General features: G+C 50.9%; 12 protein-coding genes. 9 read left to right on the top strand and 3 right to left on the bottom strand.

Annotated elements, in window-relative coordinates; genetic code table 11:
• Window positions 1-32 precede the first annotated feature (32 nt).
• Genes BP71_RS09440 through BP71_RS09425 form a run of 4 tightly spaced genes read left to right on the top strand, consistent with a single transcriptional unit; the run spans window position 33 to window position 6780 of the window.
• A complete protein-coding gene (locus BP71_RS09440; protein WP_496378435.1) occupies window positions 33-1445 on the top strand; it encodes a RagB/SusD family nutrient uptake outer membrane protein in 1413 nt (470 codons plus the stop codon).
• Window positions 1446-1482: 37 nt separating this feature from the next.
• A complete protein-coding gene (locus tag BP71_RS09435) occupies window positions 1483-2889 on the top strand; it encodes a glycoside hydrolase family 140 protein (RefSeq protein ID WP_496378433.1) in 1407 nt (468 codons plus the stop codon).
• Window positions 2890-2899: 10 nt separating this feature from the next.
• Complete coding sequence (locus tag BP71_RS09430; protein WP_496378431.1) at window positions 2900-4726, top strand: six-hairpin glycosidase; 1827 nt, start codon at window positions 2900-2902, stop codon at window positions 4724-4726.
• A gap of 38 nt (window positions 4727-4764) precedes the next feature.
• Window positions 4765-6780 carry an aceric acid hydrolase gene (locus tag BP71_RS09425; protein WP_496378429.1) on the top strand — a complete coding sequence of 672 codons (2016 nt, stop codon included), beginning with the start codon at window positions 4765-4767 and terminating at the stop codon, window positions 6778-6780.
• Window positions 6781-7068: 288 nt separating this feature from the next.
• On the opposite strand, the gene BP71_RS09420 is transcribed toward BP71_RS09425, so the two are convergent.
• The 3 genes from BP71_RS09420 to BP71_RS09410 form a co-directional block, all read right to left on the bottom strand.
• Window positions 7069-7434 carry a helix-turn-helix domain-containing protein gene (locus tag BP71_RS09420; protein ID WP_496378427.1) on the bottom strand — a complete coding sequence of 122 codons (366 nt, stop codon included), beginning with the start codon at window positions 7432-7434 and terminating at the stop codon, window positions 7069-7071.
• A gap of 10 nt (window positions 7435-7444) precedes the next feature.
• Window positions 7445-7738, bottom strand: a complete 294-nt coding sequence (locus BP71_RS09415) for a type II toxin-antitoxin system HigB family toxin (protein ID WP_496378425.1) — start codon at window positions 7736-7738, stop codon at window positions 7445-7447.
• Between the two features lie 100 nt (window positions 7739-7838).
• Window positions 7839-8600 carry a 3-keto-disaccharide hydrolase gene (locus tag BP71_RS09410; protein WP_496378423.1) on the bottom strand — a complete coding sequence of 254 codons (762 nt, stop codon included), beginning with the start codon at window positions 8598-8600 and terminating at the stop codon, window positions 7839-7841.
• A gap of 252 nt (window positions 8601-8852) precedes the next feature.
• On the opposite strand from BP71_RS09410, the gene BP71_RS09405 reads away from it, so the two are divergent.
• The 5 genes from BP71_RS09405 (at window position 8853) to BP71_RS09385 (ending at window position 14570) form a co-directional block, all read left to right on the top strand.
• On the top strand, window positions 8853-9620 hold the full coding sequence (locus BP71_RS09405) for a DeoR/GlpR family DNA-binding transcription regulator (protein ID WP_234670607.1): 768 nt from the start codon (window positions 8853-8855) through the stop codon (window positions 9618-9620).
• 89 nt (window positions 9621-9709) lie between these two features.
• A complete protein-coding gene (locus BP71_RS09400; protein ID WP_496378421.1) occupies window positions 9710-11176 on the top strand; it encodes an L-fucose/L-arabinose isomerase family protein in 1467 nt (488 codons plus the stop codon).
• 63 nt (window positions 11177-11239) lie between these two features.
• The gene (locus BP71_RS09395) at window positions 11240-12067 is read left to right on the top strand and encodes a transketolase (RefSeq protein WP_496378419.1); all 828 of its coding nucleotides are present in this window, start codon (window positions 11240-11242) and stop codon (window positions 12065-12067) included.
• Window positions 12068-12112: 45 nt separating this feature from the next.
• Entirely contained in the window at window positions 12113-13084 is a 972-nt protein-coding gene (locus tag BP71_RS09390) for a transketolase family protein (RefSeq protein ID WP_496378417.1), read from the top strand.
• Window positions 13085-13163: 79 nt separating this feature from the next.
• Window positions 13164-14570, top strand: a complete 1407-nt coding sequence (locus BP71_RS09385) for a DUF1593 domain-containing protein (protein ID WP_496378415.1) — start codon at window positions 13164-13166, stop codon at window positions 14568-14570.
• Window positions 14571-14572 lie beyond the last annotated feature (2 nt).

Here is a 14572-nt window from a genome sequence, read left to right as displayed (position 1 = left end):
TGCCTTCGCGGCAACTAAAAAAGACGAGAAAAATGAAAAAATATATCAAATCCATAGCCCTTGCAGCCCTGATAACCATCACCTGGAGCTGCAAGGAGTCATTCCTGGAACTGGCGCCGGTGTCGAACCCCAGTGCGGAAAATTTTTACAAGACCCGCTCAGATTTTGACCTGGCTACGAATGCGGCCTACAATACGCTGTATACAGTTTACCATCCGCAAGGGCCGGTTTCTTACGCCGGTGAGCTCATGGCAGACAATGTTACGATCTTCAATATTTCAGGAAACCAGGCCGATAAATGGCAGTTTCGCGATTACACGCTGGCTCCTGCGAACACGATGGTGTACCAGTTCTGGCAGGATTTCTATAAATCCATATACAACCTGAATATCATCCTGGATAAGATCCAGAATGTCGACCTCGATGCGGCATACAAAGCGCAAACCCAGGGTGAAATGCTCTTCCTGCGTTCGCTTTACTATTTTAATATGGTGCAGCTGTGGGGCGATGTACCGCTGATAACCAAGCCCGTTTCGGCTGTTGAGGCCTATGATATTCTTCGGACACCAGCCTCGGAAATTTATGCGCAGATCATCAGGGACCTGACCGAAGCCAAAGGGAAACTTCCGGCGACGACGACTATTGCAGGCCGTACGACGAAAGGGGCCGCTCAGACGTTGCTGGGCAAGGTTTACCTGGCGATGGGTGATAAAACCAATGGTGTTAAGGAATTGAAGGAGGTGTATGACAGCAAACAATATGAACTGCTGCCCGCTTTTGCTTCGGTTTGGGATGTGAAAAACAAGAACACGAAAGAGTCCATTTTCGAAATCCAGTTCCTGGGAGGAAGTGCTACGGTGCCATACAGCAATTATTACCTCGAATTTTTCCCGAATTCCAACGCACTGGGCTTCTACGGCGCAGGCATGAACCAGGTCGTGGAAGATATCTGGAACGAGTATGAAAAAGGGGATGGTCGGAGGGAAGCGTCGATCGATACCGGATATACGGATGCCAAGGGCAATTTCACCAAGGCCAAATTCCCTAAAAAATGGCAGGATAAATCGGCACCGCTCATTAATCAGAACATTGCGGCCAACAACAATTTCATCGTGTTGCGCTACGCGGATGTGTTACTGCTGCTTTCCGAAGCCACCGGCGACGCCACTTACCTCAATCAGGTACGCAAAAGAGCCGGACTGCCATTGTACGGTGAGAGCAGCTACCCGGCGAAATATAACACCGTTGCGCTGGCCGTGGAGCATGAGCGGCGGGTAGAGCTGGCTTTTGAGTTCCAGAGGTGGTTTGACTTGAAAAGGACCAACCGGGTGATCGATGTCCTGACGGCGAAAGGGAAACCGGTGACTCAGAACAAATTACTATTCCCGATCCCGAACTTCGTCAGGGACCAGAATGCCAAAATCACGCAAAATGCTGGTTACTGATACGATTCGTGGGTACTGAATTCAACATCTCTTGGAATTGAAACTCATAAACAATCACGCATTTCCGATGCGGCTTGCCGTATTGCTCCTTTGTGCCGGCCTCATCGCCGGCACAAAGCCTGTTTATAGTCAATCGAAATCTTTGAAGGTTTCGGAAAACAGGCGGTTCTTTACCGATCAGGATGGCAAACCGTTCTTCTGGCTGGCCGACACCGGCTGGCTGCTTTTCACGCGACTCACGCGCGAGGAAGCCGATCGTTATCTCGCCGACCGGCAGCGAAAGGGCTTCAATGTGATCCAGGTAATGGTGGTACAATCCCTACGCTCCGCGAACGTCTACGGCGATTCTGCATTGACGGAACGGATGCTGGACCGGCCCAATGTGACCGAAGGCGTCTCATTTGCCGATTCGCAGCAATACGACTACTGGGATCACGTCGACTACATTGTCGGAAAGGCTGCCGAAAAGGGTATTACAATTGGTATGGTGCCTGTTTGGGGTAATGCGGTGAAGAACGGGAAGGCGAGTCCGGCACAAGCGAGGGCCTATGCGTCGTTTCTCGCGCGGCGCTACCGCGATCGTTCCAACATCGTCTGGCTGAACGGCGGCGACACGCGGGGCGACGTTGTTCCCGACGTTTGGGAGGCAATCGGCAGTACTTTACGGGCCGAAGATCCAAGCCACCTGATTACATTTCACCCTTTTGGCAGAACGCAATCCTCTAAATGGTTTCATGATCGTGAGTGGCTGGATTTCAATATGTTCCAATCAGGTCACCGCACATATGCGCAAGATATCGATGCCAAAGATCTGAAATACGGGGAAGATAACTGGCGCTACGTGGAAACGGATTATGCGCTGAAACCGGTAAAACCGGTACTCGACGGCGAGCCTTCCTACGAAAACATCTGGCATGGCCTGCACGACAAGACGTTGCCGGTGTGGACGGTCGATGATGTGCGGCGGTATGCCTATTGGTCGGTTTTTGCGGGCGGGTGCGGGTTTACCTACGGGAATAATGCGGTCATGCAGATGCGCAACCCGCGTACGCATCCGGACGCACAGCCCAAAGTATCTTATTGGGATGAGGCGATCGATGATCCCGGCGCGGGGCAAATGATCCATTTGAAAAATTTGATGCTCTCAAAACCCTACTTCGAGCGCGTCCCCGACCAGTCGCTTGTGGCCGGAAACGGCGAGCGTTACCACCGCCTGCTGGCAACCAGGGGAAAGGATTATGCATTGATTTACACCTGGAATGGCCGCGATATGAAGATCAATATGGGTAAAATCGGAGGAGAGACGGTTACGGCGAGCTGGTACGATCCGAGAACCGGAAAAAATTCGATCATAGGAAAAGTAGAAAATAAAGGGATCAGGACATTTAACCCGCCCGGGGAGGTAAGAAATGGGAACGACTGGGTTTTGGTGTTGGAAAAATAGTGTTACACAAATGAAACTGACTGAAATGCTGGCCCTGTGCCTGTCTGTGGGTGTTGCAAATGCGCAGGATACGGTTCGGTACACAGGCAAAACGCTGGTGAATGTAGACTATCATCATGGACAGCTCAGTCCGGCTATCGGCGTACATTCCTATCAGACGTTGCGGGCGAACCGCACCGATGCGGGTAAGGATTCGGCTGTTACCTGGACTTACAACCACGCGCCAATGCTTGCATATTGGAATGGTACTTTTTATCTGAATTATCTCAGTAACCCGGTAGGAGAGCACATTCCACCGGGACAGACACTTTTACAGACTTCGAAAGACGGTAAAACCTGGACAAGCCCGGTTGCCATTTTTCCTCCTTATAAAATACCGGACGGGACCAGAAAAGAGGGACATTCCGGCGTAGCCAAGGACCTGTACGCGGTCATGCACCAGCGCATGGGTTTTCATGTATCCAAAAGCAACCGGTTACTCGCACTGGGCTATTTCGGAATGGTGCTCGATGCCAAAGATGATCCCAATGACGGGAACGGCATCGGTCGTGTAGTGCGCGAAATTAGAAAGGATGGAACATATGGGCCGATCTATTTTATCCGCCACAATGCATCCTGGAAACATCCGTCGGATTATCCGATGTATACCGCAAGTACCGACAAAGGTTTTGTGGAAGCTTGTGATGAACTCCTTGCCCATCAACTCGTTACCCAGCAATGGGTGGAGGAGGCCGATCGCAACGATCCGGTAATCAGCCTGAAGGGGGAGTATAAGGCGCTCAGTTATTACCATTTGCCGGACGGCCGTGTAGTAGGGCTTTGGAAAAATGCATTAACCAGTATCAGTAAAAATGAAGGCAAAACCTGGCTGTACTCACCCAAACGTGCGCCGGGTTTTGTGAATAGCAATGCCAAGATATGGGGCCAGAAAACGTCGGATGGCAAGTATGCGACTGTGTACAACCCGTCGGAATTTCGCTGGCCGCTGGCGATCTCGGTGAGTGATGATGGTTTGAATTACAAAAATCTACTGCTGGTCAACGGAGAAATTACCTCCATGCGCTATGGCGGCAATTATAAATCCTACGGCCCGCAATATGTCCGTGGCATTTCCGAAGGCGACGGCATTCCACCGGATGGCAGTCTCTGGGTAACGTACAGCATGAATAAAGAGGATATCTGGGTTTCGGGCATTCCGGTACCGGTAAGGAGTACGGCCGGCAAGCATGCCTCGGATCGTTTCGGCGAAATGCCCGATGGTAAGGAGTTGACCGAATGGAATATTTACAGTCCGTTGCAAGCTCCGGTCACGATCGCCAAAGGCAGAAATGGCAAGGCATTGACGATCCGGGATGCGGATCATTTTGATTACGCAAGGGTGGAGCGGGTCATTCCGGCGACGCAGAAACTGATTACCGAATTGTCCATTACACCTGTACAAAACAATACCGGACTGCTGGATGTCGAGTTTCTGGACGCGAAAGGTACGCCGGGTATCAGGTTGTCTTTCGATTCAACCGGTGTTTTCAGGACGAAAGCAGGCTACCGCGATAAAAACCTGTTGAATTATCAGCCGGGACAGCGTTATGACATTAAGGTACAGGTGAACGTACATACCAGGCTTTACACCGTGGTAGTGAATGGCAAACAGGTGGGGACGGGCGTCCTGTTCGCACCGCTGGAATCGGTGACCCGCATAGCATTCCGGACGGGCGATACGCGCCGTTTCCCCGATGCCGATACCCCAACCGACCAGATGTACGACCTTCCTGGCGGCGGGACGAAGGATCCGGAAGCGATTTTTGAAATAAACTATCTGATTACCAAATCATTTTGAATATATAGGTTCGGTACGGACCTGTTTAACAAACCTTTATGAAAACTATTGCAACGATCATAGTGCTTTCGCTGAGTTTCAATGCTTTCGGGCAGGAAAAGGCGCTTGTGAATACATCTCAGAGTAAATTTGCCAGGCTGCACGGCACGGACATGAATGCAGTGGAGTGGACACAGGGATTCTGGGCAGACCGTTTCAAAGTCTGCCGGGAAACCATGGTGCCTCAGCTCTGGAAAACTTATACGGATCCGGACCTGAGCCACTCATTCCGCAACTTCGAAATCGCGGCTGGCCTGGAACCGGGTAATTTCAAAGGCCCTTCCTTTCATGACGGGGATTTTTACAAAACATTTGAGGCAGTAGCCAGCCTGTATGCCGCTACCAAAGATCCGAAACTGGACGAGCTCATGGACAAGGCTATTGCCGTGATCGCCAAAGCCCAGCGGGAGGATGGCTACATTTATACCAAAGCCATTATCGAGCAGAAACAGCAGGGAGAGGGCAAAATGTTCGCCGACCGGCTCAGTTTCGAAGCCTACAATTTCGGACATTTGATGACTGCCGCCTGCGTGCATTACCGGGCAACGGGGAAAACCACGCTACTGAATGTCGCCCAAAAAGCAGCCGATTTTCTGATCGGTTTTTACAATGCAGCCTCACCGGAACAATCGCGTAATGCCATTTGTCCATCGCATTATATGGGCCTTTCGGAGCTGTACCGTACCACTCATGAACAAAAATACCTGACCCTGGTGCAGCGCTTGATCGCCATCAAGGGGGCGACCGAGGGGACCGATGACAACCAGGACCGCATACCTTTTTTGAAACAAACCAAAGTAATGGGGCACGCCGTGCGCGCTAACTACCTGTACGCGGGCGTTGCAGACGTGTATGCGGAGACGGGCGACGAGGCGTTGCTCGCACAACTGCATACGATGTGGGAGGATGTCACGCAGCACAAAATGTACGTCACCGGTGGTTGCGGCTCGCTATACGACGGCGTTTCACCGGACGGCACTTCCTATAAACCCGATGAAGTGCAGAAAATACATCAGGCCTATGGTCGTGATTACCAGCTTCCCAACTTTACCGCCCACAACGAAACCTGTGCCAATATCGGTAACGTGCTCTGGAACTGGCGGATGTTGCAGATCACCGGCGAAGCGAAATATGCCGACATTGTGGAGCTCGCATTGTACAACAGCGTATTGTCCGGCATTAACCTGAAGGGCGATAAATTTTTGTATACCAATCCATTGGCATATTCCGACGCGCTGCCATTCAGGCAGCGTTGGGAAAAGGACCGGCAAGCTTACATTTCCAAATCCAACTGCTGTCCACCCAACACCGTTCGCACGGTTTCGGAGGTAGGCCAGTATGCGTATAGCCTTTCGGATGCAGGAGTGTTTTTCAATTTATACGGAGGAAACAAATTTCAGACGGCCTGGAAAGGCGGGCAACTGCGTCTCGCCCAAACTACCGAATACCCGTGGAATGGGAAGATCGTCGTGACGCTGGAAGAAGTGCCCCGGGAAGCATTGTCGCTGTTCTTCCGCATTCCGGGCTGGTGCAGCAATGCGAGTTTGACGGTTAATGGTAAAAAGGAACCAGCGAAATTGGCTTCCGGCTCCTATGCGGAGGTAAAAAGGGCGTGGAAATCGGGTGATAAAATCGAGATGATACTGGATATGCCCGTGAAGCTGATCGAATCCAATCCTCTGGTAGAAGAAACCCGTAACCAGGTAGCCGTGAAACGCGGGCCCGTTGTTTACTGCGTTGAATCTGTTGATCTGCCGAAGGGTAAAACGATCTTTGACGTGGCCATTGGGGCGAAGAATAATTTGAAACCCGCCTTGTTAACCATTGAAGGCAGTCCCATCATGAGTTTGCAGGGAGATGCGGTGCTGGTTGATAATGCTGGTTGGGAGAAAAAGTTGTATCGCGAAGTATCGGGCGAAACGCCGAAGACCATTCCTGTGCGGCTGGTGCCCTATTATGCCTGGGGAAACAGGGGGCACGGGGATATGTCGGTTTGGTTGCCATTGGTTAGGTAGTGGTGTTTGGGTTTGAGATGTTGCAGAAGAATAGGCGAAAAACCCCGTAGGGATGAATACCGGTAGTGACGGATGTATTGCAAAACTATTTTTGTTGCCCCAGGTACCCGGCAATCATCGCAACGCTCTGGGGAAGAGCGACCCGTTTATAAAAGCGCCAGCAAGGTCGACATCCGAGCTCCTGAGGAGCTTCCTGCTTGCGAAGATGTTTGATCAAGACAAAACCGAATGTCACGGAAGCGTGACTCCTTACGTGGCAGTTAGGTATTGAATGAGGGGGAATCGCGCCTAGGCGTGATCCAGTAAAAAGCCGGGGTCAATATCCAGTTTTTGATAAACTGCCTTTAGAAAAGGCACGTCGGGTTCGCGCTTGCCCGTGAGGATCTGGGAGAGCTTCGGTTTTCCCAATCCAAGCAGGTCCGCCAGGGCAGCTTGTGTGAGTTTGAGCTGGAAACGCTTGAGTTCGACCATTTCAGGGATGGTCTTGGGCATGGGAAAAGGATAGTAAATTTTCTCGTAGGCTTGAATGGCAAGAGCCAATGCCTCGGCCCGATCAGCTTCGGTATCTGAAATATGGTCATCGCCTTTCTTCATCAGGCTGTTAAGATCTTTAAGAGCCTCTTCGTATTGTGTTTCCGATTTTAAAATTTCCATAGCATTGCCATTACAACGTCGACAAATCTACTGAGTCATACTCCTGGTGCGTGCCGATGAACCGGATAAAAAGGGTCCGTTTTTTAAATAGAACACGGGCAATCAGTCTACATTTATTTCCTGCAATATTGAATACATATAGTGCATCGCCAACCGGATCAACAGAATTGAAGGTCTGTTTCATATCCTGAAAATGGGCCCAATCGGCCTTAAGAGTTTCTTCGTACCACCTATCCAAAGCAGTTTCCAGTGCAGGATTTTTGGAACAAAACGCTCTGATCGCTTTATGTGAAACAATAACCACGAGTTTGCTGGTAAAATTATTGTTTCAATTTTGAAAATCATATTTCTTGTTTTGGAATTTTGTTTCCAAACGCGGATTTTTGGTTATCAAACGGCGCTGCCTACAACTCCCGCACCCAAATATTCCGGAAACTCACCCGGCTCCCGTGCTCCTGCAACTGCAAAGGCAGTTTAGCATCGTGATACCGATATTTTGGATACCCCTGATACACCATCGGTCCTTTTAATTCGACATGGTTTAAAATCAATACATTATTATGTAGCACCGTCATGTAGGCCGGCTTGTCCAGGGTTTTGTCCGCCTTAAAAACCGGTGCTTCGAAAATCACATCATAAGTCTGCCAGGCCTGTGGTTTGCGGGCGGCGTTCACGAGTGGAGCATGTTGTTTGTAGACGCTGCCTGCCTGCCCGTTGTAGTAGATTTTGGTGTCGTAGTGATAGGATTCGTAAATCTGCAATTCATAAAGCCCCATGATCAGTACACCGCTGTTGCCACGGTTAAAATCCTTGTCTTCCGACGGATCGGGCGTGCGCCATTCCAAATGGAGTTGTATGTTTCCGAACTTCTGTTTGGTGCGGATGTCGGTGGTTTTGGGCACGATAGTCAATGCCTCGCCGTCGGGTCTCCATTTTACGGCCAACCCGTCAGGGTGCTCCCATTTGCCGAGGTCAGCCTGACCGCCGTATAACAGGACTGCGTCCGAAGGTGGTTGTGCGCCGGTCTCGCCGGGAATGACAAGCGGTGGTTTGAAGGACCAGTCTTCCGTTGCGGAAGGAGGCGGTAATTTTTCTTCTTTTTCGGATTGGGCATTCGCCGGGCTACTGGCGCTCAGTATCAGGATTCCGATGAACAGGTTTTTCATAGCAGGTGTACCAGGCAAAGGCGGAATGGAAGTCAGGTTAAAATCAGTCAGTTGTTGATATACAAAGAAATAATAGCACAATAACTCACTATTATTTTCAATTTTCTATTTTTATTTTCTTTTATTTACGTAAATTTGCTTTTGATAAGTTTAGATATTCTATTTGAGCTGTGAATAGGTTTATTTTTTGTCGGTATATGACGAATTGTTTCTTTTCCATCTATTTTTAGGTAAAAAACAAAAGTTAAAACAATGCTGGCAAATCAGAGAAGAGAAAAAATACTTGAATTATTGAAGGAGGATGGCTCCGCCAAAGTGATCGATCTGGCCAGGCTCTTTAAAGTGACGGAAGTTACAATCCGCCAGGATCTGGATAAGCTTGAAAAAGACGGCCTGGTGATCAAAGAGCACGGGGGGGCTTTCCTCAAGAATGTGGAGGATCAGGTCCGCAACTTTTCGTTGGCCAACCAGGAAAATCTGGACAAAAAGGAGTTGATCGCGGCAAAATGCCTGGAATTCATTTCCAATGGGGATACGATCATCCTGGATTCGGGCTCGACCACGACGGAGATTGCGAAGAAGTTGCGGGGGAGCAACAAGCACCTGACGGTCATTACCAATGCATTGAACATCGCATTGATACTGGGCGCGGAAACGGGGATCGAGGTGATCATGACGGGAGGCGAGTTCAAGCCACCTACCTTATCGCTGACGGGGCAGAAGGCTGCCGATTTTTTCAAAGGCCTGAATGTACAGAAACTGTTTCTGGCCACGGCAGGACTGTCGCTGAAAGCGGGGCTTACCTATCCGAGTATCAGCGACCTGGTGGTGAAAAAGGCGATGATCGATGCGGCCGACACGACCTATCTGGTGGCTGATTCGACCAAAGTAGGCAAAAGTGCTTTCGCCAGTCTGGGTGCCCTCTCGCTGATCGATTACATCATTACCGACGCGGGCATCGAGGAGAAACATCAGCAGCTCTTTCACGACAATGAAATCGAGCTGATTATAGCGGAGTAGTCAATTTTGAATGACTAAATGATTGAATGACCGAATAAGTCAATATAAAAGCTTAAAACATACAGCTTATAGCCTATTGCTCACATACCATGAACATACAAAGTATCGGAGTCATTATTGGTAACAGAGATTTCTTCCCGGACCGGTTGGTAGCCGAGGCACGGACAGAGATTGTCGATTTGCTGAAAAAACTGAATATCAATGGGATCATGCTCGATACCGAAGATACCAAACTGGGTGGTGTCGAGACGTTCCAGGATGCACAGAAATGTGCGTGGCTATTCCGTCAGCATCGGGACGATATTACCGGGATCCTGGTGGTGTTGCCCAACTTCGGGGACGAAAGGGGAGTCGCCGAGACGTTGAAACTGGCCGACCTGAATGTGCCTGTGCTCGTGCAGGGCTATCCCGACGATCTGGACAAACTGGACGTGGCCCGGCGCCGCGATTCGTGGTGCGGGAAAATCTCGGCCTGCAACAACCTTTATCAATACGGGATCAAATACACGCTCACTACGAAACACGTCGTGCATCCAACAGATCCGTCATTCATCAAAGATCTGACTGATTTCGTAGCGGTTTGCCGCGTTACGAAGGGTTTGCGTAATGTACGCATTGGCGCAATCGGCGCTCGTCCGGGCGGTTTCAATACAGTACGTTACAGTGAAAAGATATTGCAGCGGAACGGCATTTCAGTCGTAACCGTCGATTTGTCGGAGATTCTGGGCCATGCCAACAAGCTGACCGCGCAGGATTCGAAAGTAAAGGAGCGCCTGGACAAGATTACATCCTACGCGTCGCGTGGCCGCACGCCGGACGAAGCGTTGATCCAGATGGCGAAGCTGGATGTGGTTTTAGGAGATTTTATTGAAGCTAATGCATTGGATGCCACGGCAATACAATGCTGGACTTCGGTACAGCAGAACTATGGCTGCAATGTGTGTACAAGCATGAGCATTATGAGTGAAAACATGATGCCCAGCGGCTGCGAGGTAGACGTGACAGGTACATTGAGTATGTATGCATTACAGCTTGCGTCGGGCTCCCCGAGCGCATTGGTGGATTGGAACAATAACTACGCCAACGACGATAACAAATGTGTGCTGTTCCACTGCGGCAACTGGGCAAAATCGTTTTTGCCGGACATTGAGATCAGTACGGCACCAATTCTCGGCACTTCCGTGGGCGAGGAAAACACCTGGGGCGCGTTAGCCGGGCGCACGCCTGCGTCACCGCTCACGTTCGGGCGCATCAGCACGGACGACCCGCGCGGGATCATGAAGGCTTACATAGGCGAGGGGCGACTCACGGACGACAGCCTGAAAACGTTCGGCAACCGTGCCGTGGCCGAGATTCCAAACCTCCAGAACCTGATGCATTATATCTGCCGGAATGGCTTCGAACACCATGTGGTGATGAATGCCTCCAAAACTGCCGGTATATTGAAAGAGGCACTGGGCAATTACATGGGATGGGAAGTACAGGTTTTTGACGAGCCTGTAAATCAACCCTATCCTGCCCGCCTGCCCGACCGCGAGCTCGTTTCGCAAAACTAGACCCTGAACGATCAGTATCATTTACCCATACCGGAAGCGATTACCGGACTAATGCTAAGAGTCATGTCGGAAAAGGAACTGGCGCGCAAATCGGTGGAGTACCGAAAGAAAATACTCAAGTATATCTACCAGGCCAAAGCAGGCCACACCGGCGGGAGCCTGTCGTGTATAGATATATTGAATGTGCTCTACAATCATACGATGAATGTAGACGCAGCTCATTTCGGCTCTCCCGACCGCGACCGTTATATCCAAAGCAAAGGACACACCGTGGAAGCATTGTATGTGGTGCTCGCATCCCGTGGCTTCTTTCCGGAATCAGACCTGGATACGTTGTGCAAATACCAGTCGCATTACATCGGACACCCCACCCGTAAAGTGCACGGAGTGGAGCAGAATACCGGGGCATTGGGGCATGGCCTGTCGCTGAGCGTAGGCACGGCATTGGCCGGCAAACTCGACAAGCGTGATTTCAAAGTGTTTACGGTCCTGGGCGACGGGGAGTTGCCGGAAGGGTCCAACTGGGAGGCGGCATTGTCGGCTGCACATTACAAGCTCGACAACCTTTGCGCAATCCTGGACAAGAATACGCTTCAGATCACCGGCCCGACGGCGAATGTCTGCAATACCGACCCGGTCGACCAGAAATTCGAAGCATTTGGATGGGCCGTGCGGCATGTCGACGGGCATAATATCGGAGAACTGATGGAGGCATTCGACGCCATTCCTTTCGAAAAAGGCAAACCCAGCCTCGTGATCGCCCATACCGTGAAAGGAAAGGGGGTCAGTTATATGGAAAATCAATTGAAATGGCACCACGGCGTACCCGACCCCAAACAGTATGCCGATGCGATACAGGAGCTGGAACTTTTGGAAGAAACACTTCCCTGAGCGGCTTACAGGTAACCTGACAACAGACTTTAAATGTAAGAAATAGTGGACGCGACTATTGAGAATGTAGCGGTAACCAACCGCGCCAACCTGGAAGTTTTTTCAGGAACACTTCAGCAACTGGCCAAAACCGACCGGGACATTATCGTGGTGACCAGCGATTCGCGCGGTTCGGGTAAACTGGTGCCGTTCGGGCAGAAATTTCCGGAGCAAATCATCGAAGTAGGCATTGCTGAGCAGAATCTCGTCGGCGTGTCGGCTGGTCTCGCCTCGACAGGCAAGAAGGTATTTGCCGTTTCTCCGGCCTGTTTTCTAACGGCCCGGGCCCTGGAACAGATCAAAAACGATGTCGCTTATTCCAACAACCCCGTCAAGCTGATCGGCATCAGCGCCGGAGTGAGCTACGGTGCATTGGGGTCTACACACCACAGCCTGCATGACTTCGCCGTTTTGCGCACGATTAACAACCTGATCGTAGTCGCGCCGGCAGATAATTTCGAAACCGAGCAGGCTATTCGCCTTGCGGCAAAGACCGACCTTCCGGTTTATATCCGCTTTGGCAAAAAACAGATGCCATTGCTTTCCGAAGAAGAAAAGACGTTTGAGTTTGGCAAAGGCCGTATCGTTCGTGAGGGCGGGGATCTCACTTTGATCGCGACCGGCGAAACAGTAGCACCCGCATTGCAGGCGGCAGAAAAGCTGGAAGAAGTGTCAGGGATCTCAGCGGCGGTCGTCAGTATGCACACGATCAAACCCCTGGATTATGATTTGCTCGCAGAGATCGCATCTGCCGGTAAACCCATTGTCACAATAGAGGAACACAGCATTTATGGCGGGCTGGGAGAAGCCTGCGCCTCTTTCCTGATCCAGCAAAACTATCACAACCGTTTCAAAATCATGGGAATACCCGATGAGTATACGGTGACCGGCTCCCAGCTGGAAATTTTCAGCCATTATGGTATTTCCAAAGAAGGTATAGCTGCGGCCGCGTTAGCGCTGTGCGACGAAAATCGTTGATCGCGTAGGTGTAAACCAGCGGTTAGTTAGTCGTTATATGACCGGATCTTTTTCGAATAGGGTTATTTGATAAAAATTTATGAAGCTGATAAGAAAGATCTTCTGTTGCGTGGGGTTGCTTTGGGCGGGTACGGTGTCTGCACAGGAAACAGCACCCAAACACCGCGTGCTGGTACTGACAGACATTGAAAACGAGCCGGACGACACCCAGTCGATGGTCCGGTTTTTGACGTATTCCAATCAATGGGATGTGGAAGGGTTGGTCGCCACGACCTCTATCCATCAGCAAAAACGCATCGCCCCGGAGAAGATCAGGCAGCTCATCGATGCTTACGGAAAAGTCAGGAGCAATCTGCTTCTGCACGAAAAAGGCTACCCGGAAGCCGGGTACCTGCTGAGCATTGTCAAAAGCAGCTATCCCGAATTCGGAATGAATGCAGTTGGTAAAGGGAAGGATTCGGAAGGATCGGAATGGATTATCAAGGTAGTAGATAAAAAGGACGATCGCCCGGTATGGATCCCGGTTTGGGGCGGGGCCAACTGTCTGGCGCAGGCGCTTTGGAAAGTGAAAATGACCCGCTCGCCGGAGGATTTGAAGAAATTTGTTTCCAAAATCAGGATGTACACGATTTCGGACCAGGATGATACCGGTCCGTGGATCAGGAAAAACTTTCCGGATCTGTTTTATGTAGGCAGCCCCGGTTACCATGCAGCAGGTGCCTACCACTATGCGACGTGGTCGGGTATCAGCGGTGATAAATTTCATGGCCGCTTCACCGGTGCTAATTTCGAGATCGTCGACAATCCCTGGCTCGACGAGCACGTGCGCAGCCACGGCCCCATGGGTGCTGAATATCCTTTTACTAAATTCCTCATGGAAGGCGATACCCCCTCGTTCCTGGGATTGATTAGCAACGGCCTGAACGACCCCGAGCGCCCCGAATACGGAGGCTGGGGGGGAAGATATGAACTCTACACGCCGCGCACACTCAAATACTTTTACGAACCTGAAACCAGACCGATCTATACCGACGCGATGGACGAGGTAAAGGGCGTCGACGGCGCGTTCCACACGAGCAACAAAGCCACATTATGGCGCTGGCGGGAAGCGTTCCAGCACGATTTTGCGGCGCGGATGGACTGGACAATAAAACCCTACAAAGAAGCCAATCACCCGCCCAGGGCGGTCGTAAAAGGCGGTACGCGCATGAATACCAAAACCGGAGAGCAGGTGATACTTAACGCGGAAGGCTCTCAGGACCCGGATGGACAAACCCTGACCTATGAGTGGATCTACTATCCCGAGCCCGGCAGTTACAATATCAAAGAGCCCATCGGAATCAAGGATAGTAAAGCGGCGCAAACATTTTTTGTCGCTCCCAGGGTGGAAAAACCGGAAACGATTCACGTGGTACTCGCCGTGACCGATAACGGCACACCTTCGCTGACCCGGTACCAGCGTGTGATCGTGACTGTGTACCCGTAAAG

The sequence above is a fragment of the Dyadobacter ginsengisoli DSM 21015 genome, assembly GCF_059568735.1.
Note: the sequence above shows the minus strand (reverse complement) of the source record. Positions and strands in the feature narration are given on the sequence as shown.

Bases quoted from the DNA above. Each gene is read 5' to 3' on its own strand.
- BP71_RS09410 (WP_496378423.1), bottom strand. From the start codon at position 8,600: ATGAAAAACCTGTTCATCGGAATCCTGATACTGAGCGCCAGTAGCCCG.
- BP71_RS09430 (WP_496378431.1), top strand. From the start codon at position 2,900: ATGAAACTGACTGAAATGCTGGCCCTGTGCCTGTCTGTGGGTGTTGCA.
- BP71_RS09385 (WP_496378415.1), top strand. From the start codon at position 13,164: ATGAAGCTGATAAGAAAGATCTTCTGTTGCGTGGGGTTGCTTTGGGCG.
- BP71_RS09405 (WP_234670607.1), top strand. From the start codon at position 8,853: ATGCTGGCAAATCAGAGAAGAGAAAAAATACTTGAATTATTGAAGGAG.
- BP71_RS09420 (WP_496378427.1), bottom strand. From the start codon at position 7,434: ATGGAAATTTTAAAATCGGAAACACAATACGAAGAGGCTCTTAAAGAT.
- BP71_RS09440 (WP_496378435.1), top strand. From the start codon at position 33: ATGAAAAAATATATCAAATCCATAGCCCTTGCAGCCCTGATAACCATC.
- BP71_RS09425 (WP_496378429.1), top strand. From the start codon at position 4,765: ATGAAAACTATTGCAACGATCATAGTGCTTTCGCTGAGTTTCAATGCT.
- BP71_RS09395 (WP_496378419.1), top strand. From the start codon at position 11,240: ATGTCGGAAAAGGAACTGGCGCGCAAATCGGTGGAGTACCGAAAGAAA.
- BP71_RS09400 (WP_496378421.1), top strand. From the start codon at position 9,710: ATGAACATACAAAGTATCGGAGTCATTATTGGTAACAGAGATTTCTTC.